This window comes from Kitasatospora sp. NPDC004799, assembly GCF_040609095.1.
In the GTDB taxonomy this organism is placed as follows: Bacteria; Actinomycetota; Actinomycetes; order Streptomycetales; family Streptomycetaceae; genus Kitasatospora.
Window position 1 is genome coordinate 1 of record NZ_JBEXJK010000074.1, and the last position, 26,347, is coordinate 26,347.

General features: G+C 74.4%; 26 protein-coding genes and 1 riboswitch. Of the genes, 15 read left to right on the plus strand and 11 right to left on the minus strand.

Features of this window, described 5'->3' with window-relative positions:
• The first annotated feature begins 201 nt into the window (after positions 1-201).
• The gene (locus tag ABZW03_RS12690; protein WP_355255807.1) at positions 202-939 is read left to right on the plus strand and encodes an endonuclease/exonuclease/phosphatase family protein; all 738 of its coding nucleotides are present in this window, start codon (positions 202-204) and stop codon (positions 937-939) included.
• Here the strand turns inward: ABZW03_RS12690 and ABZW03_RS12695 are convergent.
• A complete protein-coding gene (locus tag ABZW03_RS12695; protein ID WP_355255810.1) occupies positions 936-1,427 on the minus strand; it encodes a hypothetical protein in 492 nt (163 codons plus the stop codon). The genes ABZW03_RS12690 and ABZW03_RS12695 overlap by 4 nt on opposite strands.
• Positions 1,428-1,701: 274 nt before the next feature.
• Entirely contained in the window at positions 1,702-2,496 is a 795-nt protein-coding gene (locus ABZW03_RS12700; RefSeq protein WP_355255744.1) for an alpha/beta fold hydrolase, read from the minus strand.
• Between the two features lie 200 nt (positions 2,497-2,696).
• Here ABZW03_RS12700 and ABZW03_RS12705 point away from each other — a divergent pair, with 200 nt between their 5' ends.
• Genes ABZW03_RS12705 through ABZW03_RS12715 form a run of 3 tightly spaced genes read left to right on the plus strand, consistent with a single transcriptional unit; the run spans position 2,697 to position 5,482 of the window.
• Positions 2,697-3,509, plus strand: coding sequence for a lysophospholipid acyltransferase family protein (locus ABZW03_RS12705; protein WP_355255746.1), 813 nt, complete (start codon positions 2,697-2,699; stop codon positions 3,507-3,509).
• Positions 3,510-3,563: 54 nt separating this feature from the next.
• On the plus strand, positions 3,564-4,787 hold the full coding sequence (locus ABZW03_RS12710) for a DUF5931 domain-containing protein (RefSeq protein WP_355255749.1): 1,224 nt from the start codon (positions 3,564-3,566) through the stop codon (positions 4,785-4,787).
• A complete protein-coding gene (locus ABZW03_RS12715) occupies positions 4,787-5,482 on the plus strand; it encodes a response regulator transcription factor (protein ID WP_355255751.1) in 696 nt (231 codons plus the stop codon). The genes ABZW03_RS12710 and ABZW03_RS12715 overlap by 1 nt, the downstream gene beginning before the upstream one ends.
• Before the next feature lie 85 nt (positions 5,483-5,567).
• Here ABZW03_RS12715 and ABZW03_RS12720 read toward each other — a convergent pair whose 3' ends face one another.
• Complete coding sequence (locus ABZW03_RS12720) at positions 5,568-7,529, minus strand: anthranilate synthase family protein (RefSeq protein WP_355255754.1); 1,962 nt, start codon at positions 7,527-7,529, stop codon at positions 5,568-5,570.
• 302 nt (positions 7,530-7,831) lie between these two features.
• Between ABZW03_RS12720 and ABZW03_RS12725 the strand changes: the two genes are divergently transcribed.
• Positions 7,832-9,181 carry a class II 3-deoxy-7-phosphoheptulonate synthase gene (locus ABZW03_RS12725; protein ID WP_355255757.1) on the plus strand — a complete coding sequence of 450 codons (1,350 nt, stop codon included), beginning with the start codon at positions 7,832-7,834 and terminating at the stop codon, positions 9,179-9,181.
• 160 nt (positions 9,182-9,341) lie between these two features.
• On the plus strand, positions 9,342-9,614 hold the full coding sequence (locus tag ABZW03_RS12730; protein WP_355255760.1) for a (2Fe-2S)-binding protein: 273 nt from the start codon (positions 9,342-9,344) through the stop codon (positions 9,612-9,614).
• Between the two features lie 91 nt (positions 9,615-9,705).
• Here the strand turns inward: ABZW03_RS12730 and bfr are convergent, their stop codons facing one another.
• Positions 9,706-10,185: a bacterioferritin gene (gene bfr / locus ABZW03_RS12735; protein WP_063347260.1), complete on the minus strand. Its 480-nt coding sequence runs from the start codon at positions 10,183-10,185 to the stop codon at positions 9,706-9,708.
• Positions 10,186-10,441: 256 nt separating this feature from the next.
• On the opposite strand from bfr, the gene ABZW03_RS12740 reads away from it, so the two are divergent.
• Positions 10,442-11,071, plus strand: coding sequence for a sulfite oxidase-like oxidoreductase (locus ABZW03_RS12740; RefSeq protein WP_355255764.1), 630 nt, complete (start codon positions 10,442-10,444; stop codon positions 11,069-11,071).
• A gap of 22 nt (positions 11,072-11,093) precedes the next feature.
• Here ABZW03_RS12740 and pknB read toward each other — a convergent pair whose 3' ends face one another.
• From pknB to thiO, 4 genes are all read right to left on the minus strand, one after another.
• Complete coding sequence (gene pknB, locus ABZW03_RS12745) at positions 11,094-12,872, minus strand: Stk1 family PASTA domain-containing Ser/Thr kinase (protein ID WP_355255813.1); 1,779 nt, start codon at positions 12,870-12,872, stop codon at positions 11,094-11,096.
• Between the two features lie 98 nt (positions 12,873-12,970).
• On the minus strand, positions 12,971-13,768 hold the full coding sequence (locus tag ABZW03_RS12750; protein WP_355255767.1) for a thiazole synthase: 798 nt from the start codon (positions 13,766-13,768) through the stop codon (positions 12,971-12,973).
• Between the two features lie 3 nt (positions 13,769-13,771).
• A complete protein-coding gene (thiS, locus tag ABZW03_RS12755) occupies positions 13,772-14,011 on the minus strand; it encodes a sulfur carrier protein ThiS (protein ID WP_355255770.1) in 240 nt (79 codons plus the stop codon).
• Entirely contained in the window at positions 14,008-15,192 is a 1,185-nt protein-coding gene (gene thiO / locus ABZW03_RS12760) for a glycine oxidase ThiO (protein WP_355255773.1), read from the minus strand. Before thiO ends, thiS begins: the two co-directional genes overlap by 4 nt.
• Positions 15,187-15,299, minus strand: a riboswitch (TPP riboswitch). It overlaps the preceding gene by 6 nt.
• Positions 15,300-15,436: 137 nt before the next feature.
• On the opposite strand from thiO, the gene ABZW03_RS12765 reads away from it, so the two are divergent.
• From ABZW03_RS12765 to thiE, 3 genes are all read left to right on the plus strand, one after another.
• A complete protein-coding gene (locus ABZW03_RS12765) occupies positions 15,437-16,642 on the plus strand; it encodes an FAD-dependent oxidoreductase (RefSeq protein WP_355255776.1) in 1,206 nt (401 codons plus the stop codon).
• A 63-nt stretch (positions 16,643-16,705) separates the two neighbouring features.
• Complete coding sequence (locus tag ABZW03_RS12770; RefSeq protein WP_355255779.1) at positions 16,706-17,071, plus strand: Rv2175c family DNA-binding protein; 366 nt, start codon at positions 16,706-16,708, stop codon at positions 17,069-17,071.
• Positions 17,071-17,718, plus strand: coding sequence for a thiamine phosphate synthase (thiE, locus tag ABZW03_RS12775; RefSeq protein WP_355255782.1), 648 nt, complete (start codon positions 17,071-17,073; stop codon positions 17,716-17,718). Before ABZW03_RS12770 ends, thiE begins: the two co-directional genes overlap by 1 nt.
• Positions 17,719-17,758: 40 nt before the next feature.
• Here the strand turns inward: thiE and ABZW03_RS12780 are convergent, their stop codons facing one another.
• Positions 17,759-18,889, minus strand: a complete 1,131-nt coding sequence (locus tag ABZW03_RS12780; protein ID WP_355255785.1) for a polyprenyl synthetase family protein — start codon at positions 18,887-18,889, stop codon at positions 17,759-17,761.
• Positions 18,890-19,089: 200 nt separating this feature from the next.
• Here ABZW03_RS12780 and metF point away from each other — a divergent pair, with 200 nt between their 5' ends.
• On the plus strand, positions 19,090-20,004 hold the full coding sequence (gene metF / locus ABZW03_RS12785; protein WP_355255788.1) for a methylenetetrahydrofolate reductase [NAD(P)H]: 915 nt from the start codon (positions 19,090-19,092) through the stop codon (positions 20,002-20,004).
• Positions 20,005-20,209: 205 nt separating this feature from the next.
• Positions 20,210-21,085 carry a hypothetical protein gene (locus ABZW03_RS12790; RefSeq protein ID WP_355255791.1) on the plus strand — a complete coding sequence of 292 codons (876 nt, stop codon included), beginning with the start codon at positions 20,210-20,212 and terminating at the stop codon, positions 21,083-21,085.
• Positions 21,086-21,112: 27 nt separating this feature from the next.
• Here ABZW03_RS12790 and ABZW03_RS12795 read toward each other — a convergent pair whose 3' ends face one another.
• Together ABZW03_RS12795 and ABZW03_RS12800 are read right to left on the minus strand one after the other, a co-directional pair.
• Positions 21,113-22,630, minus strand: coding sequence for an NAD(P)/FAD-dependent oxidoreductase (locus ABZW03_RS12795; RefSeq protein ID WP_355255794.1), 1,518 nt, complete (start codon positions 22,628-22,630; stop codon positions 21,113-21,115).
• A gap of 23 nt (positions 22,631-22,653) precedes the next feature.
• Positions 22,654-23,256: a DUF4126 domain-containing protein gene (locus ABZW03_RS12800; protein ID WP_355255797.1), complete on the minus strand. Its 603-nt coding sequence runs from the start codon at positions 23,254-23,256 to the stop codon at positions 22,654-22,656.
• A 698-nt stretch (positions 23,257-23,954) separates the two neighbouring features.
• On the opposite strand from ABZW03_RS12800, the gene ABZW03_RS12805 reads away from it, so the two are divergent.
• The 3 genes from ABZW03_RS12805 to ABZW03_RS12815 all read left to right on the plus strand — a co-directional run bounded on the left by ABZW03_RS12805 (position 23,955) and on the right by ABZW03_RS12815 (position 26,237).
• Positions 23,955-24,512, plus strand: a complete 558-nt coding sequence (locus tag ABZW03_RS12805) for an SAV_6107 family HEPN domain-containing protein (RefSeq protein WP_355255800.1) — start codon at positions 23,955-23,957, stop codon at positions 24,510-24,512.
• A gap of 71 nt (positions 24,513-24,583) precedes the next feature.
• Positions 24,584-25,336, plus strand: coding sequence for a methyltransferase domain-containing protein (locus tag ABZW03_RS12810; RefSeq protein WP_355255803.1), 753 nt, complete (start codon positions 24,584-24,586; stop codon positions 25,334-25,336).
• A 511-nt stretch (positions 25,337-25,847) separates the two neighbouring features.
• Positions 25,848-26,237 (plus strand): DUF3040 domain-containing protein, encoded by a 390-nt coding sequence (locus ABZW03_RS12815; RefSeq protein WP_074000911.1) that lies wholly within the window; start codon positions 25,848-25,850, stop codon positions 26,235-26,237.
• Positions 26,238-26,347: the final 110 nt, after the last annotated feature.

The following is a 26,347-nucleotide window of genomic DNA, read 5'->3' on the forward strand; positions in this document are numbered from 1 at the left end:
GGTGCGTGCATCGCAAGGCGGAGGAGGGAGCCACTGCGGAGCATTGGCGACCGACGACAACGCGGCGAGGTGCGTGCCCCGGCGTCGCGAACCCGACTGGAATCGTCAGACACGCCCTATGGGAGGACGATGAGCGTCGTGACCACGACCGCCGCCGTGACCGAGACCGTCGCCGAGACCTCCGCTGGGAGAGCCGCACCGCTGCCGCCGCCCGGCCCGGGCCGGCTGCGCCTGCTCAGCTACAACATCCGCTCGCTGCGCGACGACCGGCGGGCGCTGGCCCGGGTGATCCGGGCCTGCGCGCCGGACCTGGTCTGCGTCCAGGAGTCCCCGCGCTACTGGCGGCCCGAGGGCCAGGCCGCCTGGCTGGCCCGGAGCACCGGGACGGTCGTCCTGGCCGGCGGCGGCCGCACCGCCGCCGGCCCGCTGCTGCTCGGCCGCCCCGGCGCGGTGGAGCTGCTGGAGGTGCGCGACCGGCTGCTGCCCAAGACCCGCGGCCTGCACGCCCGGGGCTTCGCCGGCGCGCTGCTGCGGCTGCCCGGCACGGCGCCGTTCACCGTCACCAGCTGCCACCTCAGCCTGGACCAGGAGGAGCGGTACGGGCAGTTCGAGCTGCTGCTGGACCAGCTGGCGATCGCCGAACTCGGCATCGTGGCCGGGGACTTCAACGAGCACCCGGACGGTCCCGGCTGGCAGCTGCTGGCCTCCCGGCTCCAGGACGGGTACCCGACCGCGCCCTGGGGCGGCGAGTTCACCTCCGTCCCGGAGCGCCCCTACCAGCGGATCGACGCCGTCTTCGCCACGCCCGGGATCGCCGTCCTCGGCTGCGGGGTGCCGCACGGGCTGCCCGGCGTCACCGAGGCCGACCTGCGGGCCGCGACCGACCACCTGCCGGTGCTCGCCGTCCTCGAACTGCCGCAGAGCCGGCCGGGCGGCTAGACGACCGCGCCGTGGTCCGGGTCCTCCGGCTCGTCCTCGTCGCGGTCCTTCATCCGCGCGACCAGGGTGACGAAGCCGCCGAGGAAGGCGGTGATCCCGACCCAGGCGGGCCAGCCGGAGATCTCCCGCCAGACCACCGCGTCGACCAGCAGCAGGGCCGGGCCGCCGAGCACCGCCAGCCAGGCGAACTTGGCGGTCACGTCGGCGGCGGGCAGCGGCGGGGGCTCCGGCGGGACGAAGTGGCCCTCGTCGGTCTCCTCGGCCAGCTCGAAGTCGCGCGGGCCCGCGCCGCCCGCCGGCATCACCGGCCGGCCGGAGCGGGGGCGGGGCTGCGGGGCGAGGTCGGCGAGGTCGTCCTGCTCGCCGGTGCCGCCGTCCTTGTAGCCGCCCTTGAGCTCGTTCTGCGCCCGGAGGTTCTCCACCTCGGGCCAGTTCGGGTTGTTGAGGTCGACCGGGTCGTCGAACTGGGCCACCAGGGCGGCGAAGATCTCGTCCTGCTCGGCCTGGCTGCGCTCGGGCGCCCGGCGCGGACGGCGCTCGGCGGGGGCCTGCGGCGCGGTCGGCTCCCCGCTGTCCTGGACGGAGCCGTCCTTGACGGAGTCCTTGACGGGCGGGGGCGTCGCGGCGCCGTCCGCTCCGGTGCGGTCCGTCGGCGCACCGCCCGGGACGGCGGCGTTCGTCCCGCCGTCCTTGCTCGCGCCGTCCTCGCGGGGAGCCTCGTCCCCGCCGCCCGCCGTGCTGCTCTCGTGCACTTCCGGCCCTTCAGCCATGGTGATCGTCGGATTCGACCCGGGTGACGCCCGCCGCCTTCGCGGGAGCCAGCCGTCGGATGAAGTCCCGGCTGGCCCCGAATATTTCCGCCGCGTCGTGGTCCAGCGTGGCGACGTGGAAGCTGCGTTGGCACAGCCGCTCCGTCACGTCCGTCGAGGATATCCGGGCCAGCACCAGTTCCGAGTTGGCCGGCGAGACGACGTGGTCCTGCGGGCTGCGGAAGAGCAGCACCGGCTGGGTGACCTCCGGCAGCAGCCGCTGGACCTCCCGCCACAGCCGGCTCAGCGACCAGGCGGCGTGCAGCGGGGTGCGGTCGTAGCCGACCTCCACCGCGCCGGCCCGGGCGATGTCGTTGGCGACCCCGGGCCGGCTGGGGACCAGGTGGCGCAGCACCGGCAGCAGCACACTCGCGGGGGTGTCCGAGCGCACCGACGGGTTGACCAGCACCAGGCCGGAGACCGTCGGCCCGTGCAGCGCCGCGAGCCGCAGCGCCAGCGCGCCGCCCATCGACAGGGCGCAGACGAAGACCTGCTCGCACTCCTCGGCGAGCGCCAGCAGCTCGCGCTCGACCTCGGCGTACCAGTCCTCCCAGCGGGTGAGCTGCATGTCCTGCCAGCGGGTGCCGTGCCCGGGCAGCAGCGGCAGCGAGACGGTGAAGCCGGCCGCCGCCAGCTCCTCGGCCCACGGCCGCAGGGACTGCGGGGACCCGGTGAAGCCGTGGCAGAGCAGCACTCCCACCGGTCCGCCGCGGTGGCGGTACGGCTCGGCACCGGGCAGCAACGGCATGGCGGACTCCTTCGCGGGCGGGTGGCGCTGGGGGAGGGGACGCTGGAGGGGAGGTGCTGCGAAATCGCATCGTCCCACGCTCCGCGCCGGGTCGTACACCCCCTTCGAGCGTGCTCGGCCCGGCCCCCACGGCGGGGCCGGGCACAGCGGACGGCCGCGGGGCATTAGGATCGACCGGTCCGCATAACAGGAGGCCCGGGTTGTTCTACCGACTGATGAAGATGATCGTCGCGCCACTGCTTCGGCTCTTCTTCCGGCCGTGGATCGAGGGCGAGGAGAACATCCCCGCCGAGGGTGCGGCGATCATCGCGAGCAACCACCTGTCCTTCTCGGACTCGTTCTTCTTCCCCGCGCTGATCAAGCGCCGGGTCACCTTCATCGCGAAGGCCGAGTACTTCAACACCCCGGGCCTCAAGGGCCGGCTGACCGCCGCGTTCTTCAAGGGCGTCGGCCAGCTGCCGGTGGACCGCTCGGGCGTGCGCGGGGCCGGCGAGGCCGCGATCCGCAGCGCCATCGCGGTGCTGGACCGCGGCGAGCTGTTCGGCGTCTACCCGGAGGGCACCCGTTCGCCCGACGGCAAGCTGTACCGCGGCAAGGTCGGCGGCCTGGCCCGCGTCGCGCTGGCCACCGGCGCCCCGGTGATCCCGGTCGCCATGATCGACACCGAGAAGGTGCAGCCGCCCGGCCAGGTGGTCCCCAACTTCGGCATCCGCCCCGGCATCCGGATCGGCCGCCCGCTGGACTTCTCCCGCTACCACGGCATGGAGAACGACCGCTTCATCCTCCGTTCGGTGACGGACGAGGTGATGTACGAGATCATGCGGCTCTCCGGCCAGGAGTACGTGGACATCTACGCGACCGCCGCCAAGCGGCAGATCGCCGAGGACAAGAAGAAGGCCGACGCCGAGCGCCGGGCCGCCGCCAAGGCGGAGAAGGCGGAGGCCGCCGAGGCCGAGAAGGCGGAGAAGGCCGAGAAGGCCGCCGGGCAGGGCACCTCGGAGAAGCCGGAGTAGACGTCCGGCCGGCCGCTCGGCCGGCCCGGACGGGCCCAGGGGAGGGCGGGGCGGATGACGGACCACGGCGGCGGAGCCGGCGCGGTCGGCGGCACGGTGGCGGCCGGCGGCATGTCCGTCGAGCTCCCGCTGTGGCGGGCGATCTCCTACTTCCGGGTGCTGGCGCTGTGCTACGCCCTGCTGCGGTACTTCAACTCGTACCTGCACTTCCTGCACCCGGTGGCCGGCTGGATCTTCCTCGGCGCGCTGACCCTGTGGACCCTCGCCAGCACCCGGGCCTTCGCCGACCCGCGGCGCTGCACCTGGTACGTCCTGGGCACCGACCTCACCCTCGCCGTCACCGGCATCGTGATGAGCGGCCTGACCGACTCCCCGGCCCGGATCAGCCACGGCGCGCCCACCCTGCCGACCATCTGGGCGGCCGGCACCGTCCTCGGCTTCGCCGCGAAGGGCGGCTGGCGTCCGGCGGCGGCCTCGGGCTCGGTGATCGGCGTCGCCAACATCCTCGGCCACGGCGGGCCGACCGGCGACAACATCCACAACATCGTGCTGCTGCTGGTGGCCGGCTGCGCGATCGGCTACGTGATCGAGCTGGCCCGGGCCAGCGAGGCCACCCTCACCCGGGCGCTCCAGGTCGAGGCGGCCACCCGGGAGCGCGAACGGCTCTCCCGGGACATCCACGACGGTGTGCTCCAGGTGCTCGCCCTGGTCCAGCGGCGCGGCGCGGAGCCGAGCGAGCGGACCGGATCCGGCGCGGACCTCGCCGAACTCGGCCGACTGGCCGGTGAACAGGAGCGTGCGCTGCGGGCCCTGATGACGGGCGGTCCGCTGCCGGCCCAGCGCGCGCCGCGCCCCGACGCCGCCGAGGAGCCGGACCCGCACGCCCCGCGCGACCTCACCGCGCTGCTGCGCCCGTACGCGGACGAGCGGATCACGCTCTCCGCCCCCGGCACCCTGGTGCTGCTCCCCGGCCCGGCGGCGGGTGAGCTGGCGGCGGCGGTCGGCGCCGCCGTGGACAACGTGCGCAAGCACGCGGGGGAGGCGGCCCGGGCCTGGATCCTGGTCGAGGACGAGCCGGAGGCCGTCACGGTCAGCATCCGCGACGACGGCCCCGGCTTCGCCCCCGGCCGGCTCGGCGAGGCGGAGCAGGCCGGCCGGCTCGGCGTCTCCCAGTCCATCCGCGGCCGGCTGCTGGACCTCGGCGGCACGGCCGAGCTGTACTCGGCGCCCGGGGAGGGCGTCGAGGTCGAACTGCGCGTCCCGAGGGAGAGCTCTTGATGACCGACCAGCCGATGGCCGATCGGCCGACCACCGAGCGGCCGGTGCGGGTGATGGTGGTGGACGACCACCCGATGTGGCGGGACGCCGTCTCGCGCGACCTCGCCGAGGCCGGGCTGGACGTGGTGGCCACCGCGGGCGACGGCGAGGAGGCCGTCCGCCGGGCCCGCGCCTGCACGCCGCAGGTGGTCGTGCTGGACCTCAACCTGCCCGGCCTGCCCGGCGCCGAGGTGTGCCGCCAGGTGGTCGCGCACGACCCGGCGGTACGGGTGCTGGTGCTGTCGGCCAGCGGCGAGCACCAGGACGTGCTGGAAGCCGTGAAGTCCGGCGCGACCGGCTACCTGGTGAAGTCGGCCGGGCGGGAGGAACTGCTGGACGCGGTGCGCCGCACCGCCGTCGGCGACGCGGTGTTCACCCCGGGCCTGGCCGGCCTGGTGCTCGGCGAGTTCCGCCGGCTGGCCGCCGAGCCGGCCCCGGCCTCGGCACCGGCCGCCCCGCAGCTGACCGCCCGGGAGACGGAGGTGCTGCGGCTGGTGGCCAAGGGGCTGTCCTACCGGCAGATCGCCGACCGGCTGGTGCTCTCGCACCGGACGGTGCAGAACCACGTGCAGAACACGCTCGGCAAGCTGCAGCTGCACAACCGGGTGGAGCTGGTCCGGTACGCGATCGAGCAGGGCCTGGACGACGAGGTCTGAGCGCCGCGGCCCGGGGCCGCCCGGTGCGTCCGACGCACGGCCCCGGGCGGGGCACATCCGCCCGGGGCCGCGTCGCCGGCTCGGCTCAGCGCAGCGCGGCCGTCGCCTCGCGCAGCAGGCCCGCCACGATGCCGACCCCGTCACGGGTCAGCACCGACTCCGGGTGGAACTGCAGCCCCGCGAAGCCGTGCCCGCGCAGCGCGTGCACGTCGCCGGTGAGGGCGTCCCGGGAGACCTCGACGCCCTCGGCGGCCAGCCGCGCCGCGTCCTGGTCCGAGCAGCGCGCGGTGAAGGTGTTGTAGAAGCCGACCGTGCGCTTGCTGCCGAACAGGTCGATGCGCTCCTGCGCCCCCTGGTACGGGACGGCCTTGCGGCCCAGCGCGAGCCCGAGTTCGGCGGCCAGCAGCTGGTGGCTCAGGCAGACCGCGAGCAGCGGTGCGGTGCGGGCGCCGGAGCGGACGGCGGCCAGCGCGTCCGCGACGATCGGCCGCAGCAGCGCCATCTTGGGGTCGTCCGCGAGCGCCGGGTCGCCCGGGCCGGGGCCGAGCACCAGCGCGCCCGGGTGCGCCGCGACCCGCTCGCGCAGCCCCGGCTCGTCGTAGCGGGCCACCGTCACCCGGTGGCCGAGCGAGCCGAGCAGGTGGGAGAGCATCGAGGTGAAGGTGTCCTCGCCGTCCACGACCAGGGTCGGCTCGGCCTCGGTGATCTCGGCCGGCTGCTGCATCCGCAGCCAGAACGGCGCGAGGTCGGCCCGGCGGGCGTCCAGGGCGGCCTGCACCCGGTGGTCGTCGGCGAGCCGGGGCCCGACCGGGTGGGGGAGCCGGGCGGGCGCGGGCCGGGCGCCGATCGCGGTGAGCACCCCGGCGGCCTTGGCGTGGGTCTCGGCGACCTCGGACTCCGGGACGGAGTGGCGCACCAGGGTGGCGCCGACCCGGACGACCAGCCGGCCGGTGGCCGGGTCGATGTCGGCGGTGCGGATGCAGATCGGCGAGTCCAGCAGCTGCCCGCCGCTGGCGGAGCGGCCGATCAGGGCGAGCGCGCCGGAGTAGTAGCCGCGCCCGGAGGGCTCGTAGCGCTTGATCACCCGGGTGGCGTTCTCCACCGGGCTGCCCGTGACGGTCGCGGCGAACATCGTCTCGCGGAGCACCTCGCGGACGTCCATCGAGGTGCGCCCGCGCAGCTCGTACTCGGTGTGGGCGAGGTGGGCCATCTCCTTGAGCCGGGGCCCGAGCACCTGGCCGCCGAGGTCGCCGACCGTGCACATCATCTTGAGCTCCTCGTCCACGACCATGGTGAGCTCCTCCAACTCCTTGGGGTCGTGCAGGAACTGGAGCAGCGAGTCGAGGTCGGAGCCGCCGGCCGGGTAGCGGTAGGTGCCGGAGATCGGGTTCATCACGACGGTGCCGCCGCTCTGCCGGACGTGCACCTCGGGGGAGGCGCCGACCAGCACCCGCTCACCGGTGTGCACCAGGAACGTCCAGTAGGCGCCGCGCTCCTGCTCCAGCAGCCGCCCGAAGAGCGTCAGGGCGAGCTCGGGGGAGCAGTGTCCACGGCCGGCTTCGCCGGGGGCCTCCAGCGTCGCGTGGAAGTCGCGCCGGATCACGAAGTTGGCGCCCTCCCCGTTGCCGATCTCCTCCCGGATCACCCGGCGGACGATGGCGGCGTACGCGTCGTCGTCCACGTCGAAGGCGCCACCGGCAAGCGAGACCGGCAACTTCGGTAGGGCGGAGGCGAATTCGGCCAACGGAAGGGCGTACTGCTCGGCCACCGAGAGGGCCTGCAGGGGGGTTCCGTCGTCGTGCGCCTCGAAGCCGCGCTCGCGGATCTGGCGGTACGGGACGAGCGCGAGCAGGTCGTGCACCGGGCCGCCGCCGGCCGGCGCGCCGCTGCGGACGGGCAGGTCGGCGAGGTGCGGGTAGCTGTCGACGGTGCCCAGCAGCACCTCGACGGTGTCCGGGCTGAGTCGGGGCGTGCGGCGGTGCAGCAGGGCGAACGCGGGGGCGTCCGGGCCGGTGAGACGGGTGAGCAGGTCGACGGCGGTGGTCACGGGAACGGCATCCTTCCGGGTGGAGTGGTGAGAGGCGGTGCAAGGTCCGCTCCCGGAGGGCCGTCTGCTCAGACGCCGACGGCCGCCCCGAGGGGCGGCCGTCGTGGTCGTCTAGGAACGCGCCATCTGTGGGCCACCCTTGGGGGAGGCCCACCACCAGGAGTGGGTGTGGGGCGCGTGCATGGTCCGAGCCTAGCGGATGCGTCGGGACGCGTGAGCGCGGTCACGTCTTTGTCCGAGATGTGTCTCATCCCTCGGGCAATAGTCACGAGTCACTCCTGTCACCCCGTAGCCTTGGCGGTGTGACCGCTACGACTGAGACATCGAGGGCTGCCCACTCCTGGCAGTCCCTGCCCGCGGCGCAGCAGCCTGAATGGCCGGACCAAGAGGCTCTGCGCAAGACCCTTGCCGAGCTGGCCTCCTATCCGCCGCTCGTCTTCGCCGGCGAGTGCGACCAGCTGCGCGCCCGGCTCGGAGCCGTGGCGCGCGGGGAGGCCTTCCTCCTCCAGGGCGGTGACTGTGCCGAGGCCTTCGACGGTGTCTCGGCGGAGCACATCCGCAACAAGCTGAAGACGCTGCTCCAGATGGCCGCCGTGCTGACGTACGCGGCCTCGGTGCCGGTGGTGAAGGTCGGCCGCATCGCCGGCCAGTACTCCAAGCCGCGCTCCAAGTCGACCGAGACCCGCGACGGCGTGACCCTGCCGGTCTACCGCGGCGACTCGGTGAACGGCTTCGAGTTCACGCCCGAGTCCCGGATCCCGGACCCGGAGCGCCTGAAGCGGATGTACAACGCGTCCGCCGCGACGCTCAACCTGGTGCGCGCGTTCACCACCGGTGGCTACGCCGACCTGCGCCAGGTGCACGCCTGGAACCAGGACTTCGTCCGCAACTCGCCGGCCGGCCAGCGCTACGAGCAGCTCGCCCGGGAGATCGACAACGCCCTGGCGTTCATGAGCGCCTGCGGCGTGGTGCCGGAGGAGTTCAAGGCGGTCGAGTTCTTCTCCTCGCACGAGGCGCTGATCCTCGACTACGAGACCGCGCTGACCCGCGTGGACTCGCGCACCGGCGAGCTGTACGACGTCTCCGGCCACATGGTGTGGGTCGGCGAGCGCACCCGGCAGCTGGACCACGCGCACATCGAGTTCGCCTCGAAGATCCGCAACCCGATCGGCGTCAAGCTCGGCCCGACCACCTCGGTCGACGAGGCGCTCGCCCTGATCGAGAAGCTGGACCCGGAGCGCGAGCCCGGCCGCCTGACCTTCATCACCCGGATGGGTGCGGGCAAGATCCGCGACCACCTGCCCGGTCTGGTGGAGAAGGTCACCGCCTCCGGCGCCAAGCCGGTGTGGATCTGCGACCCGATGCACGGCAACACCTTCGAGGCCTCCAGCGGCCACAAGACCCGCCGCTTCGACGACGTCCTGGACGAGGTCAAGGGCTTCTTCGAGGTGCACCGCGCGCTCGGCACCCACCCGGGCGGCATCCACGTGGAGCTGACCGGCGACGACGTCACCGAGTGCGTCGGCGGCGGCGACGAGGTCCTGGTGGACGACCTGCACCAGCGCTACGAGACGGCCTGCGACCCGCGCCTCAACCGCAGCCAGTCGCTGGACCTGGCGTTCCTGGTGGCGGAGATGTACCGCGGCCAGTAGGCGAGCGCGCGAATCAATGTGACGAAAGCCCCTCCGGATTCGGGATTCCCGAGCCCGGAGGGGCTTTTTCGTACCCGTTTCGCCAGGTAAGGTAAGCCTCAGCGAACTAAGGCAGACCTTAGTCAAGATCCACTCCGCTCCACCCCCGGGAGAGACCGCGATGTACGTGTGCATGTGCCATGCGGTCACCGAGGACCAGGTGAAGAAGGCGATCGACGGCGGTGCCAACACCCCGCGTCAGATAGCGAAGGGCTGCAAGGCCGGCACCGACTGCGGCTCCTGCGTGCGGCGGATCCAGGCGCTGCTCGGGGAGCACGGCGCCCGGCCCTGCCCGACCGCCCGGCTGGCCGCGAAGCTCGGCCTCGCGGACCCGGAGGCCCCGGCGGCACCGGCCCAGCCGCCCGCCCCGGTGGTCCCGCTGCGGGCGGCCTGAGCGAGCCGGGTGGCTCGAGTGGGCCGGGCGGCCTGAGCGGGCCGGGTGGTGTGAGCGGGCCGAGTGGACCGGGCGGGCCGGGCGGACGGCCTCAGGACTCCGGCTGCTCGATGACCTGGGCGAGGTAGAGCGCCTCGCCGAGCTTCTCCAGCAGCTCCAGCTGGGTGTCGAGGTAGTCGATGTGGTGCTCCTCGTCGGCCAGGATGTCCTCGAAGATGTTCGCCGAGGTGACGTCGTTCTTGGCCCGCATCACCACGATCCCGCGCTTGAGCCGGTCGATCGCCTCGACCTCGATCTGGCGGTCGGCCTCGAACATCTCCTTGACCGTCTGGCCGATCCGGACGTGGAACAGCCGCTGGTAGTTGGGCAGCCCGTCCAGGAACAGGATCCGGTCGGTGAGCGTCTCGGCGTGCTTCATCTCGTCGAAGGACTCGTGCCGGGTGTACTTGGCGAGCTTCGTCCAACCGAAGTTCTCCTGCATCTTGGCGTGCAGGAAGTACTGGTTGATCGCGGTCAGCTCGGCGGTGAGCTGCTCGTTGAGGAACTCGATGACCTCGGGATCGCCCTGCATGGTGGTGCCTCCTGCACTCGTGCTGCTGCCGTGTGTCTCGTGCTGTGTCCTGTGCTGGGTCCTGCGCTGCGCATCCTGGCACCGCTTTGGGAGGAAATTCCAGTAAGTTCACACTCACTAGGACATGTGTCGGAATATCCGATTCATGGCGAAACATGCTGGTGGGCGGCCGACCGCTGGTCCGTACGGGCAGGGGCGCGAATCCGCGCAAAGGGGCGCGCGCCGAGGCATGTCCGCCGTCTGTCACCATGGATCCATGGGTCAGTCGAAACACGAACCGCTTCCGCCGTCTGACCCGAGGCTCCCCCCGGGCCAGCGCGCGCAGCGCGGCTGGCCCGCCCTGCACTACGGGCCGGTACCCCGCTTCAAGCCGCTGACCTGGGACCTCCAGGTGTTCGGCGCCACCGCCTCGGCGGAGAAGCACAGCTGGGACTTCGCGGCCTTCAACGCCCTGCCGCGCACCACCGTCGTCGGGGACCTGCACTGCGTGACCAGGTTCTCGGTCCTCGGCAACGAGTGGACGGGCGTGTCGGCCGCCGCCGTGCTCGACCTGGTGCCCCCGGCGCCCGGCGTCACCCACGTCATGGTCTGGGCCGAGTACGGCTACAGCGCCAACCTGCGGCTGGCCGACTTCGCCGACCCCGGCACCCTGCTCGCCACCCACCGCAACGGCGAGGCGCTCACCGCCGAGCACGGCTTCCCGGTCCGCCTGGTGGTGCCGCGGCTGTACGCCTGGAAGGGCCCCAAGTGGGTGCGCGCGGTGGAGTACATGCGGGCCGACCGGCGCGGCTTCTGGGAGGAGCGGGGCTACCACAACCTCGCCGACCCCTGGCGCGAGCAGCGCTACTCCTACCAGGAGGAGCCCGGCGACGGGCCGCTGCGCTGAACCCCGCCGGGCGCTGGAACCGCTAGAACAGCGAGAACTTGACCGTCACCGCGCTGCGCTGCGGTCGCCGCTCGCCCGCCGCCGGGCTCTGGCCGGACGAGGTGACCGCGCCGAACACGTCCCAGCCGCTGGTCTGCATGGTGAAGCCCGCCGCCTGGAGCGCCTTCTGCGCCTCGTCCTTGCTCATCCCGGTGACGTTCGGGACCGGCACCATGCCCTTGCTGACCACCAGCGCGACCGCGGAGTTCTCCTGCAGCAGCTGCCCGGCCGCCGGCGAGCTGCTGATCACCGAGCCCTCGGGCACGGTGTCGTCGTAGGTCTCGGTCACGCCGCCCCTGGTCAGCTGGGCGCCGGTCAGGGCCGCGGCGGCGTCGGCGGCGCTCTTGCCGGTGAGGTCCGGCACCGCGATCCGCTTGGGGCCCTTGGAGACGGTGACGGTCACGCTGTCGCTCTTGCGGGTGCGCGCGCCCACCCCGGGGTCGGTGGAGATCACCTGCCCGGACGGGACGGACTCGCTGAACACCTCGACGAACTTCCCGTGCAGGCCCGACGTGTCCAGGACCCGCTGCGCCTCGGCCCGGTCCTTGCCGAGCACGCCCGGCACCGAGCCGTACAGCCCCTCGGAGATCCCGTAGGTGGCGCCGCCGATCGCCAGCACGAGGGCGGCCAGCGCGGCTGTCCAGATCAGCGTCCTGCGGGGGACGCGGCGCAGCGGGCCCGGCCGGCGCTGCCGCACCGGGGTCGGCTCGTCGTACGCGCGGGGCTCGGCGAGCAGTTCGTCCATCAGCTCCGGCGGCATGTCCAGCACGCTGGTGCGCTCCGTCGGCGGGGCCTCGGCGGGCCGCGGCAGCGGCTGGATCACCGAGGTCGGCTCGCTGGTCGGGTAGCGCGGGCTGGGCCGGGTGGAGGCCGGCGGCTCGGCGTCCAGCTCGGCCGGGGTGAGGGTGCGGCGCACCCGCTGGAGGGCGGCGAGCAGCTCGACCGCGTCGTACGGGCGGGCGTCGGCGGACCGGGCGCAGGCGCCGGCCACTATCGCGTCCAGGGCGGGGCCGACGGCGGGGGCGACCAGCGAGGGGGCCGGGACGTCCTCGTGCAGGTGCTTGTACATGACCTGGACGGGGTTGTCGCCGGTGTGCGGGCGGCGGCCGGTGAGCATCTCGTACAGCAGGATGCCGGCCGCGTAGACGTCCACCCGCTGGTCGGTGGGGGCGTCCGGGAGGATCTGCTCGGGGGCCAGGTAGGAGACGGTGCCCAGGACCGTGCCGCCGGTGGCGGTGGTGGTCGAGGTGGGCGCGCCGTCGGCGCCGCCGAGCACCCGGACCAGCCCGAAGTCGGCGACCTTGACCAGGCCGCCCTCGGTGATCAGCACGTTCTCGGGCTTGACGTCGCGGTGGACCAGCCCGGCCCGGTGGGCGGCGCCGAGCGCGGCCAGCACCGGCTCCAGCACGTCCAGCGCGGCCCGGACGGACAGCGCGCCGCGGTCGCGCAGCAGGTCGCGCAGGGTGCGGCCGGGCACGTACTCCATGGCGAGGAAGACGTGGCCGCCGTCCGCGCCCTGGTCGAAGACGTTGACCACGTTGGGGTGGGTGAGCTTGGCGACCGCCTTGGCCTCGCGGATGAAGCGGGCGGTGAAGCCCTCGTCGCCGACCAGCGAGGGGTGCATCACCTTGAGCGCGACCACCCGGTCCAGGCGGGTGTCGGTGCCCTGGTAGACGGTGGACATCCCGCCGGTGGCGATGCGCTGCTCGACCCGGTACCGGTTGTCGAGCAGCGTGCCGATCAGGGGGTCGTGCAGTGCCATGTCCACCCGGCGAGTCTAGTCGGGGGACCGGCGGCCGGACCCGGAGGACACCGCCCCCGGGCCCGGCTGTGCCCGGCTTGTGACACAGGCCTCGGTTCCTAGAACGCGGGCCGTTCCCGGGTGTCCAGGTCGGCCCGGCCGGCCATCGCGGAGGAGGCCTCGGCGTGGAAGCGGCGCGGGATCCGGCCGGCCCGGTGGGCGAGCCGTCCCGCCTCGGCGGCGTGCCGCATCGCCTCGGCCATCAGCACCGGGTCCTGAGCGCGGGTCACCGCGGAGGCGAGCATCACCGCGGCGCAGCCCAGCTCCATCGCCAGCGCCACGTCGGAGGCGGTGCCGGCGCCCGCGTCCAGGACCACCGGGACGCCCGCGCCCTCCACGATCAGCTGAAAGTTGTGCGGGTTGCGGATGCCCAGGCCCGAGCCGATCGGCGAGCCCAGCGGCATGATGGCCGCGCAGCCGACGTCCTCCAGCTTGCGGGCCAGCACCGGGTCGTCGTTGGTGTACGGCAGGACGGTGAAGCCGTCGTCGACGAGCGTCTCGGCGGCGTCCAGCAGCTCGATCGGGTCGGGCAGCAGGGTGCGCTCGTCGGCGATCACCTCCAGCTTGACCCAGTCGGTGCCGAGCGCCTCGCGGGCCAGCCGGGCGGTCAGCACGGCCTCGCCGGCGGTGAAGCAGCCGGCCGTGTTGGGCAGCACCCGGATGCCGTTGCGGGTCAGCACGTCCAGGACGGAACCCTGGGTGGAGGCGTCGACCCGGCGCATCGCGACGGTGGTCAGCTCGGTGCCGGAGGCGAGCAGGGCGCGCTCCAGGACCTCCAGGCTGGGCGCGCCGCCGGTGCCCATGATCAGCCGGGAGGAGAAGGTCGTCCCGGCGATGGTCAGCGTGTCGTCGGCCATGGCTCAGCCTCCCTGGACGGCGGTGAGGATCTCGATCCGGTCGCCGCCGTTCAGCGCCGTCCCGGACCACGAACTGCGCGGCACCACGGCCTCGTTGAGCGCGGCGGCGACACCGGTGTTGGCCTTGCTGACCGAGGCCACCACCTCGGCGAGGGTGGTCGTGGCGGACACCCGGCGGGGCTCGCCGTTGACGGTCAGGGCGATCTCGTCCGGGGAGGTCCCGTTCGGGGCGGTCTCGGTCATGCGGAGGCCTTCGTGGTGGAGTGGTCGGGGGAGAACCGGGTGGGCGCGAACGGCCTTGCGAGGTCCGGGACTTCGCCGGTGGCCAGGTACGCGGAGACCAGGTCGGCGGTCACCGGGGTGAGCAGCACGCCGTTGCGGTAGTGGCCGGTGGCGGCGACCAGTCCGGGCAGTGCGGTCGGGCCCAGCAGCGGGGCGTTGTCCGGCGAGCCGGGGCGCAGCCCCGCGGAGGTCTCCAGCAGCGGGAGTTCGGTGATCCCCGGGACCAACTCGTGGGCGTCGCGGAGGAGTTCGTACACCCCGCCGGCGGTGACGGTGGTGTCGTAGCCCTGCTCCTCGGTGGTCGCGCCGACCACCAGCTCGCCGTTCTCCCGCGGCACCAGGTACAGGTGCTGCCCGCGGACGACGGCGCGGACGTTGCGGGACAGGAACGGCCGGTAGGCGTCCGGGACCCGGAGGCGCAGGACCTGCCCCTTCACCGGGCGGATCGCGGGCAGCACCCCCTCGGGCAGGCCGGGCAGCCGGTGGCTGTGCGGGCCGGCGGCGAGGACGACCTGCTCGGCGGTCACCCGCTCCCCGGTCGAGAGCCGGGCGCCGGTCGCCCGGTCGTGCTCGACCAGCAGCTCGACGGCCTCGGCCCGGTGGACGGTGACGCCGGCGCGCTCGCAGGCGAGGAGCAGGGCGTCGAGCAGCCGGCGGCCGTCCACCTGGTGGTCCTCGGCCACGTGCAGGCCGCCGCGCACGCCGGGGGCGAGCATCGGCTCCAGCTTGCGGGCCTCCCGGCCGGTCAGCCAGGTCGAGTCCAGGCCGAGCCGGCGGTGGAAGTCGTGCAGTTCGCGCAGTTCCGCGCGGTCGTCGGAGTCCAGCGCGACGGCGAGCGTGCCGCACCGGCGGTAGCCGGTGTCCTGGCCGCCGCTCGCCTCGGTGAGTTCGGCGGCGAAGGCCGCGTACCGCTCGTTCGAGGCCATCCCGAGGCGCAGCAGCGGTTCCTCGCCGTACTGCAGCTCGGTGACCGGGGCGAGCATCCCGGCCGCGACCCGGGCCGCACCGCCGCCGGGGGCGGGGTCGACCACGATCACGTTCCGCAGGCCGCGCTGGGCGGCGCGCCAGGCGACGGCGAGGCCGACGATGCCCCCGCCGATCACCAGCACGTCGGCGTGGGCGCCCGGTAGCAAGCGTGACAAAGCTGCTCTTCTCCCTTCGCCGGTATGACCCGGATCAGGTTCGGACGGTCGCGGGCCGTGCCAGCCCGCCTCTCAGCCCGGTCCGCCGGGCTCCCGTGTGGTGCCCCCACCTTAACGCCGGTGGTCGGCCCGGCCGAAGGCCCGTACGCAGCGTGGACGCAGCGTGGACGCCGGGGCAGGCGGGCGGGCGGCGGGGCGGGACGGCCCGCGGCCGCCGGCCGGCCGCCGAGTGCCGCTGAGTACAGTGACGGGCGTGGCAGAGCTGAGCGGAACGGATCAGGTGGTCGTCGTCGGAGCCGGGCTGGCCGGGGCGCAGTGCGCCCTCAAGCTGCGGCAGGGCGGTTGGCAGGGGCGGATCGCGCTGGTCGGCGAGGAGCCGCACGCGCCGTACGACCGGCCGCCGCTCTCCAAGGACGTGCTGCTCGGCAAGACCGACTCCACCGCCCTGGACATCGACTACGGGCAGCTCGGCATCGAGCTGCTCACCGGCCGCCGCGCCACCGGCCTCACCCCCGGCGTGCTGCACACCGACGGCGGCGACCTCCCGTACGGCTCGCTGGTGATCGCCACCGGCGCCGTCCCGCGCGCCCTGCCCGGCGCCGAGCGGGCGCACCTGCTGCACACCCTGGACGACGCCCTGGCGCTGCGCGCGCTGCTGCGCCCCGGGCTGCGGCTGGTGCTGGTCGGCGCGGGCTGGATCGGCGCCGAGGTGGCCACCGCGGCCCGCACGGCGGGCTGCGAGGTGACGGTGGCCGAGGCCGGTCCGGCACCGCTGCCCGGGGCGCTGCCCACGGAGATCGGTTCGGCGATGGCCGCCTGGTACGCCGAGGCCGGGGTCGACCTGCGCTGCGGGGTCGGGGTGGCCGCCGTCGAGCCCGGCGCGGTGCTGCTGGCGGACGGCTCGCACCTGCCCGCCGACGAGGTGGTGGTCGGCATCGGGGCCCGCCCGGCGACCGGCTGGCTGGCCGGTTCCGGGGTCGAGCTGGACGCGGCCGGCGCCGTCGTGGTGGACGGGCGGCTGCGCACCTCGCTGCCCGGCGTCTTCGCGGCGGGCGACTGCGTCAGCTACCCCTCGGCCCGGGCCGGCGCCCGGCTGGCCGTCCAGCACTGGGACCACGCGCTGCAGTCCGGCGAGGCGGCGGCCGCCGCCGTCCTGGGCGCGGACGCGCCGGCCTACGACCCGGTGCCGTACTTCTGGTCCGAGCAGTTCGGGCGGATGGTCCAGTACGCCGGCCGGCACGCCGAGGGCGACGAACTGCTCCGGCGCGGCGGCCCGCAGGACGGCGACTGGTCGGTGCTCTGGCTGCGCGACGGCGTGCCGAGCGCGCTGCTGACCGTGGACCGGCCGCGCGACCTCACCCAGGGGCGGAAGCTGATCGAGCGCGGAACCGCGCTCGATCCGGCCCGCGCGGCCGACCCGGCGGTGCCGCTGAAGGCGGCCGCGGCGTAGCCGGAGGCGGCCGGGGCGCGGGGGCGTGTGCGCGGTGGGCCCCCGAGGTGGCAGTCTGGTGCCGTGAGTGAGATCGATGCCAAGACTGAAGCCCTGGTCCCCGAGTGGCTGTACCTGCCCGACATCTCCGAGCGGTGGGGTGTGCTGGTCACCGAGGTCCGCAACATGGTCAAGAAGGGTGACCTGATCGCGGTCCGCCGCGGCCCCAACAAGTCCCTTCAGGTCCCGGCCGCCTTCATCGACGAGGACGGCCCGGTCAAGCACCTGGTCGGCCTGCTGACCGTGCTGCGGGACAGCGGGTTCTCCGACGAGGAGATCATCGCGTGGATGTTCACCGAGGACGAGTCGCTGCCCGGCACCCCGGTGCAGGCGCTGTGGGAGAACCGGGCGACCGAGGTCAAGCGCCGCGCCCAGGCCATGGCGCTGTGATGACCGGCCCGCGCGGCAGGCTCGCCGACGCCCGGCTGTACCTGTGCACCGACGCCCGCCGGGAGCAGGGCGACCTCGCCGAGTTCCTGGACGCGGCGCTGGCGGGCGGGGTGGACATCGTCCAGCTGCGCGACAAGGGCCTGGAGGCCAAGCAGGAGCTGGCGGCCCTGGAGGTCTTCGCGGACGCCTGCCGCCGGCACGGCAAGCTGCTGGCCGTCAACGACCGCGCCGACGTCGCCCACGCGGCCCGGCCGGACGTGCTGCACCTGGGCCAGGACGACCTGCCGGTGCCGGCCGCCCGGGCGATCCTCGGCGAGGACGTGCTGATCGGCCGCTCCTGCCACGCCGAGTCCGAGGTGGACGCGGCGATCGCCGAGCCCGGGGTGGACTACTTCTGCACCGGCCCGGTCTGGCCGACCCCGACCAAGCCGGGCCGCCCGGCCCCGGGCCTCGGCCTGGTCTCGTACGCGGCGAAGCAGGCCACCGACCGGCCGTGGTTCGCGATCGGCGGGATCGACCTCGGCAACCTGGACGAGGTGCTGGCCGCCGGTGCCCGCCGGATCGTCGTGGTGCGGGCCATCACCGCCGCGGCCGACCCGCGGGCCGCCGCCGCGGAGCTGTCCCGCCGGGTGCGCGCCGCGCTCTGACCGCCCCGGTTCGCAGGCTCCCCGAGGCCGTCGCCGTCCGTCAGTACGTGCGGACGGTGGCGGCCTCGGCCAGTGCCAGCAGCACCGTACGGGCCTGCCGGTCAGCGAGCGGCGCCGCCTCCAGGGCGGCCAGCGACTGCCGCATCAGCTCCTCGATCCGGCGCTCCACCAGCTCCGGCGCGCCGCTGCGGGCGACCAGCTCGCGCAGCTCGGCGACCTCCGGGGCGGCCAGGTCCGGCGCGCCGAGCCGCTCGTCCAGGTGCCGGGCGTCGGCGGCGGAAAGGCCCCGCATCGCGTGCGCGATCAGCAGGGTGCGCTTGCCCTCGCGCAGGTCGTCCCCGGCCGGCTTGCCGGTGACGGCCGGGTCCCCGAAGACGCCGAGCAGGTCGTCGCGCAGCTGGAAGGCCTCGCCCAGCGGCAGCCCGAACTCCCCGTACGCCTCGACCAGGTCCGGCCCGGCGCCGGCCAGCAGCGCCCCGACCTGGAGCGGCCGCTCGATGGTGTACTTCGCGGACTTGTAGTGCAGGACGGTTTGGGCCCGGTCCAGCGCGCCCTCGTCCGTCGAGTCGCCGGCCACCGGCTCCAGCACGTCCAGGTACTGGCCGAGCATGACCTCGGTGCGCATCAGGTCGAACACCGGCTTGGCGGCCAGGACGGCGGCGGGCGCCAGGCCGGAGCGCAGGAACAGCTCGTCGCACCAGATCAGCAGCAGGTCGCCGAGCAGCACCGCGGCCGAGGCGCCGTACTGCTCGCGGTCGCCGCGCCAGCCGTTGGCGCGGTGCAGCGCCTCGAAGCGGCGGTGGACCGAGGGCAGGCCGCGGCGGGTGTCGCTGCGGTCCATCAGGTCGTCGTGCACCAGGGCGCTCGCCTGGAGCAGCTCCAGCGCGGCGGCCGCGTTGGCGATCGCCTCGCCGGTGGCGCCCCCGGCCGGGCCGCCGGCGCCGCGCCAGCCCCAGTAGCAGAAGGCCGGGCGCAGCCGCTTGCCGCCGTCCAGCAGGAAGTCGCGCAGCGCGTCGGCGGCGGGGACCAGCTGGGGCGAGATCTTGTCGAGCAGCACGGACTGGCCGTCCATGAACGCGGCGAGCGCCGCGTTGACGCGGGCGCGGACGTCCTCCACGTCAATGGGGTTGGCCGCACTGGGGTTGGCCGGCCGGGTGCTGGACGAGGTCACGATGGGGCTCCGCTGGTTCTCTGGGGTGCAGCAAGCGTAGCGGTGCGGCTGGGAACAGGCATGCGAGCGGCCCTGCCGGGGGGACAGGGGGGAGGCGTTCAGGCGCCGGCCCCGGGGAGAAACGGAACGTTGTCCATCTCTTGTCTCAATGGATGGACTCCGGCTGTCCGGCCCCTCCGACCGCCGGATAGCCTGCCAGCATGGCACTCGGTATCGCTTCCACGAGAACGGATCGCGCACTGACGGTGCGCGACCTCCTGGCGGCCGGCAAGCGCTCCTTCTCCTTCGAGTTCATGCCGCCGCGCACCGAGGTCGGCGAGCAGAGGCTCTGGGACGCCATCCGGCGGCTCGAACCGCTCGACCCCAACTTCGTCTGCATGACGTACGGCGCCGGTGGCTCCTCCCGCGAGCGCACGGTCAACATGGTCGGCCGGATCGCCACCGAGACCACCCTGACCCCGGTCGCCCACCTCACCGCGGTGGACCACTCGATCGCGGAGCTGCGCAACATCATCGGCCAGTACGCGGACCAGGGCGTGCGCAACGTCCTCGCGGTCCGGGGCGACCCGCCCGGGGACCCGATGGGCGAGTGGGTCAAGCACCCCGAGGGCGTGACCTACGCGTACGAGCTGGTGGAGCTGATCAAGGGCATCGGCGACTTCTGCGTCGGCGTCGCGGCCTCGCCGAACATGCACCCGCGGTCGACCGACTGGGACGAGGACATCCGGCACTTCGTGGCGAAGATCCGCTCCGGGGCCGACTACGCGATCACCCAGATGTTCTTCGAGGTGGACGACTACCTGCGGCTGCGCGACCGGGTGACGGCCGCCGGCTGCGAGACGCCGATCATCCCGGAGATCATGCCGGTCACCAACGCCAAGCAGCTGGAGCGCTTCCCGCAGCTCAGCGGCTCGGCCTTCCCCGCCGACCTGGAGGCCCGGCTGCGGGCGGCCGTCGACGACCCGGCGGCGCTGCGGGCCATCGGCATGGAGCACGCCACGGCGATGGCCGAGCGCCTGCTCGCCGAGGGCGCGCCCGGTCTGCACTTCATCACGCTGAACCACTCGACGGCGACGCTGGAGATCTACCAGAACCTGGGGCTGCACCGGCGGTAGCGCGCGCCCGTCCGGCTCTTCTCCAGCGGTTCTTCGGCAGGCGTTCACGAGCCCGTCACCGTACCGACGGTGGCGGGCTCGGTCGTGTGCGCCCGGTGTCCGCCGGCGGTGGGAACGCGATGCGGTACCCGGGCCGTTGAACCGGTACAGTCGCCGCACACGCGCGGCGGACACGCGCGGGCACGCGACTGGAGGTAGCGGGCGGATGGGCATCGGATACCTGCTGCTGTACGCCGCGTTGGCGGTGGTGGCGCTCTGGCTGGTCGCGGAGGTGCTGCTGCAGAACCGGGCGCCGCTGCACTGGCGGGTGCTGGCCCTGACCGGCTTCCTGGGCGTGGCCGCCGGGATGGCCCTCGGCTCCGTCGTGGTGATCGGGGCGGGCGCCGCGCTGTTCGCGGTCGGCCAGACCTTCGTCACCCTCTCGGTCAAGCGCGGCTACCGGGCCGGCTGGTCGCTGCGGAAGCCCGACGGCAGCCTGCCCGGCCCGCTCGCCAAGGTGCCGCTGCTCGGCGCCCTCACCGGCGGCGCCGCGGTGGCGGCCGTCGCGGCGCCGAGGAAGCGGGTCGGCGAGGTCAGCGCCGTCGAGGAGACCCCGGCCCCGGCCCCCGTGCCGGTCGCGGTGCCGGTGCCCGACGAGGTGCCGGAGGTCGAGCAGACCGCCGCCTTCGAGATGCAGGAGCTCGCCCAGGACGGCGTCTACGCCCCCGGGTACTACGAGCAGCAGCAGCCGCAGGTCCAGCAGCAGCCGCAGGACCCGTACGCCGGTGCCTACCAGGCCGGCTACGACCAGCAGCAGTGGCAGACCCAGCAGCAGCCCGCCTACGCCTACGACCAGCAGGGCTACGGCGGCTACCCCGAGCACCAGCAGGACCCGTACGGCGGCTACCCGCAGCAGCAGGGCCAGCAGCAGGACCCGTACGCGGGCTACCAGCAGCCCCAGCACCAGCAGGCCTGGGACCAGAACGCCCAGCCCCAGCAGCACTGGCAGCCCCAGCCCGACCAGCAGGTCCAGGGCATCCCGCAGCAGCCGGTGTACGACCAGCACGGCTACCAGCAGCAGAACACCTGGCACCAGGGCTGACCGGGCGCCGGGGCTGCCCGGTAGCTGCTACGCCGGGCCGATCAGGCCGGCGGTGATGCAGGCCGACATGCCGACCCGGGCCAGCCCGCCGCCGGGATGGGCGTTGCCGCCGACCAGGTAGAGGCCGGGGACGGGGGACTCGTTGGCGGCGTGCAGCCCCGCGTACGAACCGGCGAGCACCGGGCGGGCGACCGAGCCGAACAGCGCGCCGGTCTCCCGGTGGGTGTCCAGCGGGGTGCGCACGACCCGCCACAGCACCCGCTCGCGCAGGCCCAGGCCGGCCGCGTCCACGTGGGCGAGCAGCTGGTCGGCGTAGCGGTCGGCGAGGCCGGGGGCGGACCAGTCGACGTCCTCCTCCTGGGCCGGGACGGTCGCGGTCAGCACCACGCTCTCGTGCTCGTCGTCGGGGCGCAGCGCCGGGTCGTCCGGGCGGAGCACCTGCACGGTGGGGCGCTCGCAGAGCGGTTCGGAGAGGGTGAGGGCGTTCTCCTCGGCGGCCGGGTCGGCCGCGTGCACCACCGTCCGGTGCACGGTGCCCTCGGGCCGGGGCCCGCGCAGGGCGAGCAGCACGCTGAACCGGCCGGGCACCTCGAACGGCTCCCACTCCTCGGCCGGCATCCCCGGCCACTCGGCGATGCCGCGGTGGAACAGCGCGTCGGTGTCCATCGCCGAGACCACCAGGTCCGCGTCGATCCGTCCGTCCGCCGTCTCGACCCCGGCCGCCCGGCCGTTCTCCACGACCACCCGGGTGACCGGGGTGTCGAAGCGGAACGCGACCTTGCGCAGCTCGCAGCGCCGGTACACGGCGTCCGCGAGCGCGCGCAGGCCGCCCCGGACGTACCAGACGCCGAAGGACTGCTCCATGTACGGCAGCACGGCGGCGCCGGCCGGGGCCTGCCCGGGCAGCAGGCCGTGCCGCAGCGCGGGCTCGCCCAGCAGGGCGGTCAGGCCGGGGTGGCCGCCGAGCTGGCGCCGGGCCACGTCGTCGAGGGTCCACCGGACCGGCTTGCGCAGCCGGGCCAGGCCGGTGCGCGGCGGGACGGGGTACGGGTCGGTGTCCACCTGGGCCCGGCCGGTGGCGGACAGGACGCCGAGGTCGGCCGGGAGCGCCTCCTCCAGCAGCGGGCGGCGGGTGGCCTCCCAGACCGTCCGGCCGTGGTTCATCACCTCGCTCCAGCGGGCCCCGGAACCGGGGCCGAAGGCGGCGTCCAGCGCCTGGCTGACGCCGCCGCGGGAGGCGTTCGGCAGGGTGACGGCGGTGCCGTCGGGGAACAGGTGCCGGCTCTCCGGGTCGACCGGGACCAGGTCGACCAGCTGCTCCAGCGGCTCCTTGCCGGTCTTCAGCGCGAGGTCGCGGTAGACCGCCGGGAGGGTGAGCAGGCCGGGTCCGGTGTCGAAGGCGAACCCGTCGCGCTCGTACCGCCCGACCATGCCCCCGTACGTGCCGCTCGCCTCGCAGACCGTCACCCGGTGGCCGAGGGTCGCCAGCCGGGAGGCCGCCGCGAGCCCGCTCATTCCTGCGCCGATGATGACGATCTGTGCCATGGCACCAAATCCTAGGACGATGCCTACACGGCTCCCGCCGCCGCCCGGGCGGCCCGGCGTTCGCGGCGGCGGGCCCGGAAGGCGCGGATCCGGCTGATCACCAGCCGGACCAGCAGCAGGCCGGCGACCAGGACCACGGCGGCGACCGTGGCGGCCAGCCAGGGGTGGAAGATCGCCAGGGTGACCAGGCCGGCCACCGAGAGGTCCTCCGCCAGGCTGACCACGATGTTGCTGGCCGGCTCGGGGGAGGTGTTGACGGCCATCCGCAGCGAGGCCTTCACCAGGTGGCTGACCAGCGCCGAGGTGCCGCCCATCGCGCCGGCCGCGACCTCGCCGATCGAGCCGGGGTCGTTGCTCGCGATCAGCACGCCGACGGTGGCACCGGCGATCGGCCGGATCACCGTGTGCACGAGGTCCCAGACGCTGTCCACGTACGGGATCTTGTCGGCCACCGCCTCCAGGGTGAACAGCAGGCCGGCCACGATCAGCACGTCCGTGCGCTCCAGCGCCTGCGGCACCGACTCCGCGTCGCCGAACCTGCCCAGCAGGCCGAGCAGCAGCACCACCGCGTAGGCGTTGATGCCGCTGGCCAGTCCGCTGGTGAAGATCAGCGGCAGGACCGTCATCGCGTCCCCCTCCTCGTCCTGGCGCCCCTTCGCCGGGGCCCACTGCGCCGTACCGTACCGGCAGCCGGGACGCCGCGGACGCACGTCCCGGTTCCGGCGGCCGGCGGGGCGGGGCGGACTGAGTACGGATACTCAGGTGCACGGTTGAGTACGACAGCGGATGGCCGTCGACCTGCGGAGACGGGAGAGTGGTGGCACCCGGGAGGGCGGCGCGTCGGGCGCCGGGCCCGCCCGGGCGGCGGATCCGTCCGTCCCCAGGCCGCGAATGCCGGGGGAGGCGGCGGACGGACCGCCGGCACGGGGCTGGTCACGGTCCCCGCACCGCCGGCACGGGGCGGCGGAGCGGGTCGGGGGAGACCGGCCACGGGGGGAGTTCGCCACCGCCGACCGTGGGGGGACGGCGGAGCGACGGCACGGCGGCGGCGCGGAACCGGGGGAGTTCCGCGCCCGCCGCCGCTACGCCTTTTCCCGGCCGCGTCCCGAGCCCGCATGTCGACCGCGCTTCCCGACTCCGAACCCGTATTCCGACCCCGCGTTCCCACCCCGCATTTCGACCCCGCATTCCGGCCGCTTTCCGGCCGCTTTCCGGGGCGGCGGACGGCCTGGCCGGATTCGACCGGACGGATTGTCAGTGGTGCCGTTCACGATGGAAGGGCACGGGCCGCCCGGTCCGCGCGCTGCCTCGGAAGGGGGAGACCATGACCATCAGCCATCCTGAGCCCGTCACCGCCCGCCTCCACTCCGCCGCCCTGCCGCACTTCCCGGGTCCGTCCGTCGGGCGCCCCGCCGGATCCGACGTCCACCCCGTGCTGCGCCGGGTCGGGGCGCCGCCGGCCGCCCTCGACCTGCTCGCCCACGCCCACCGCACCCTCGCCCGGGCCCGCGCCCTGGAGGACCCGCTGGAGCGCTACGCCACCGCCCACCTGGCCGCGCTGCGCACGGTGGCCGCCGTCCTGGCGGTGCGCGGCCGCCCGGAGAAGAGCCCGCGCCGGCGCAAGGCGATCCGCAGCGCCTGGGAGGTGCTGCCCGAGGTGGCCCCCGAGCTCGCCGAGTGGGCGGTCTACTACGGGGCCGGCGCCCGCCGCCGGGCCGCCGCCGAGGCCGGGATCAGGGGCGCCGCCTCGGCCCGGGACGCCGACGACCTGATCCGCAACTCCGCCCTCTTCCTGCGCCTGGTCGAGCGGCTTCTCGGCCTGCACGCGGCGCCGCCCCCGCCCCGGCTGCCGCTGGACGGCGACGAGCCGCCGGGCGCGTGAGCGGGGCGGCCCGCGGGCCGGTCTAAGGTGGAGGCATCCTGATCGAACTGCACGTGCCAAGGAGCCCCACCTTGTACCCGACGCGTCCCCGCAGTGCCCTGCGTACCGCCGTGGTGTGGGAGGTGGTCCGGGCGGCCCTGGAGAAGCGGTCGGCCGAGCTCGACCAGCCGGTGCTCGACGTGGTCGACACCGGCGGTGGCACCGGGAACTTCGCGGTGCCGGTCGCCAAGCTCGGCCACCGCGTCACCGTGGTCGACCCGAGCCCGGACGCCCTGTTCGCCCTGGAGCGCCGGGCCGCCGAGGCCGGCGTGACGGACCTGGTGCGGGCCGTCCAGGGGGACACCCAGACCCTGCCCGAGCTGGTCGCCCCCGGCAGCGTGGACGCGGTGCTCTGCCACGGCGTGCTGGAGGTCGTGGACGACCCGGCCGAGGCGCTCGGCAGCCTGGCCGGCACCCTGCGCGAGGGCGGCGTGGTCAGCCTGCTGGCGGCCAACCGCAACGGCGCCGTGCTGGCCCGGGCGCTGGCCGGCCACTTCACCGAGGCCCGCACCGTGCTCTCCGCCGCCGACGGCCGCTGGGGCGAGCAGGACCCGATGCCGCGCCGCTTCACCGGCGAGGAGCTGGGCCGGCTGGCCGAGGCCGCGGGTCTGCGGGTGGAGTCGGTGCACGGCGTCCGGGTCTTCTCCGACCTCGTCCCCGGCGTGCTGGTGGACACCGAGCCGGGCGCGCTGGAGGCGCTGCTGAAGCTGGAGGAGGCCGCCGCCGCGCAGCCCGCCTTCCACGCCGTCGCGACCCAGCTGCACCTGCTGGCCACCCTGGCCTGAGGCGCCCCGCGCGACCCGCGCGCCCCTTCACGCCTTCACGAATCCTTCCGCCGTCGTGCGGATTCCTCGCACACCGTACGGCTGCCGTTCGCGCCCCGGAGGCCCGTCGGTCGCCGGGGTGTGCGCCGGTCCGCGCGCCCTCCGCGCGCCCTCCGCGCGCCGGTCGGTTCCCGGCCGGGCCGCACCGCCCGGCGGCGAACCTGCCCAGGTCCGGGACGATTCCAACCGATCGGGCACTTGTCCGGGGCGTGGCGCGTTGACACCGGTGCGGCCGACCCCGCTCGAAGTGGCCCGTCCCACGCGGCGCAGACCACCCCGTAACGGGCCCACGGACCGTATGATCTGGGTAAAGCCGGAAAGCATGACAGCCGGACGCGTGGGGCATATGGACGACACGGGCCGGGTCCCCCGCACGGGCGTCCGACCGTGTGCCCCAAGGCTGATTGGACTTGCCTCCCCGACCGGGGTGGGCGGACCGGTCGCGACCGCGACCGACGAGTAGGAGGACTCCGTGCCGCTCTCGGAGCACGAGCAGCGACTGCTCGACCAGATGGAGCGAGCGCTGTATGCCGAAGATCCCAAATTCGCGTCTGCGCTTGAGGGGACCGGGCTGCGCACCTACACCCGTAGGCGGGTCTACCTGGCCGTCGCCGGCTTCGTGGTGGGCATCGGCCTGCTGATGGGCGGCATGGTCGTCCCGGACCAGATCTGGGTCAGCGTCGTGGGCTTCCTGGTGATGCTCGGCTGTGCGGTGTTCGCCGTGACCGGTTGGCGCCGCGGGCCCGCGGGCCAGGGCGCCGGGGCCCGCCCGGCCGCGGCCCCGCGCCGCAAGGCCGGGATGATGGACCGGGTGGAGCAGCGCTGGCAGCGCCGCCGGGACGAGCAGACCGGGGGCTTCTGAGCCGCTCGGCCGGATACCCGCGGACCTACGCGACGGGGCGGGCAGTCCGCCATGACGCGTCGCACCGGGTCCTGCGGGACGACCTCACCGCCGGTGAAGACCTGGCGGAC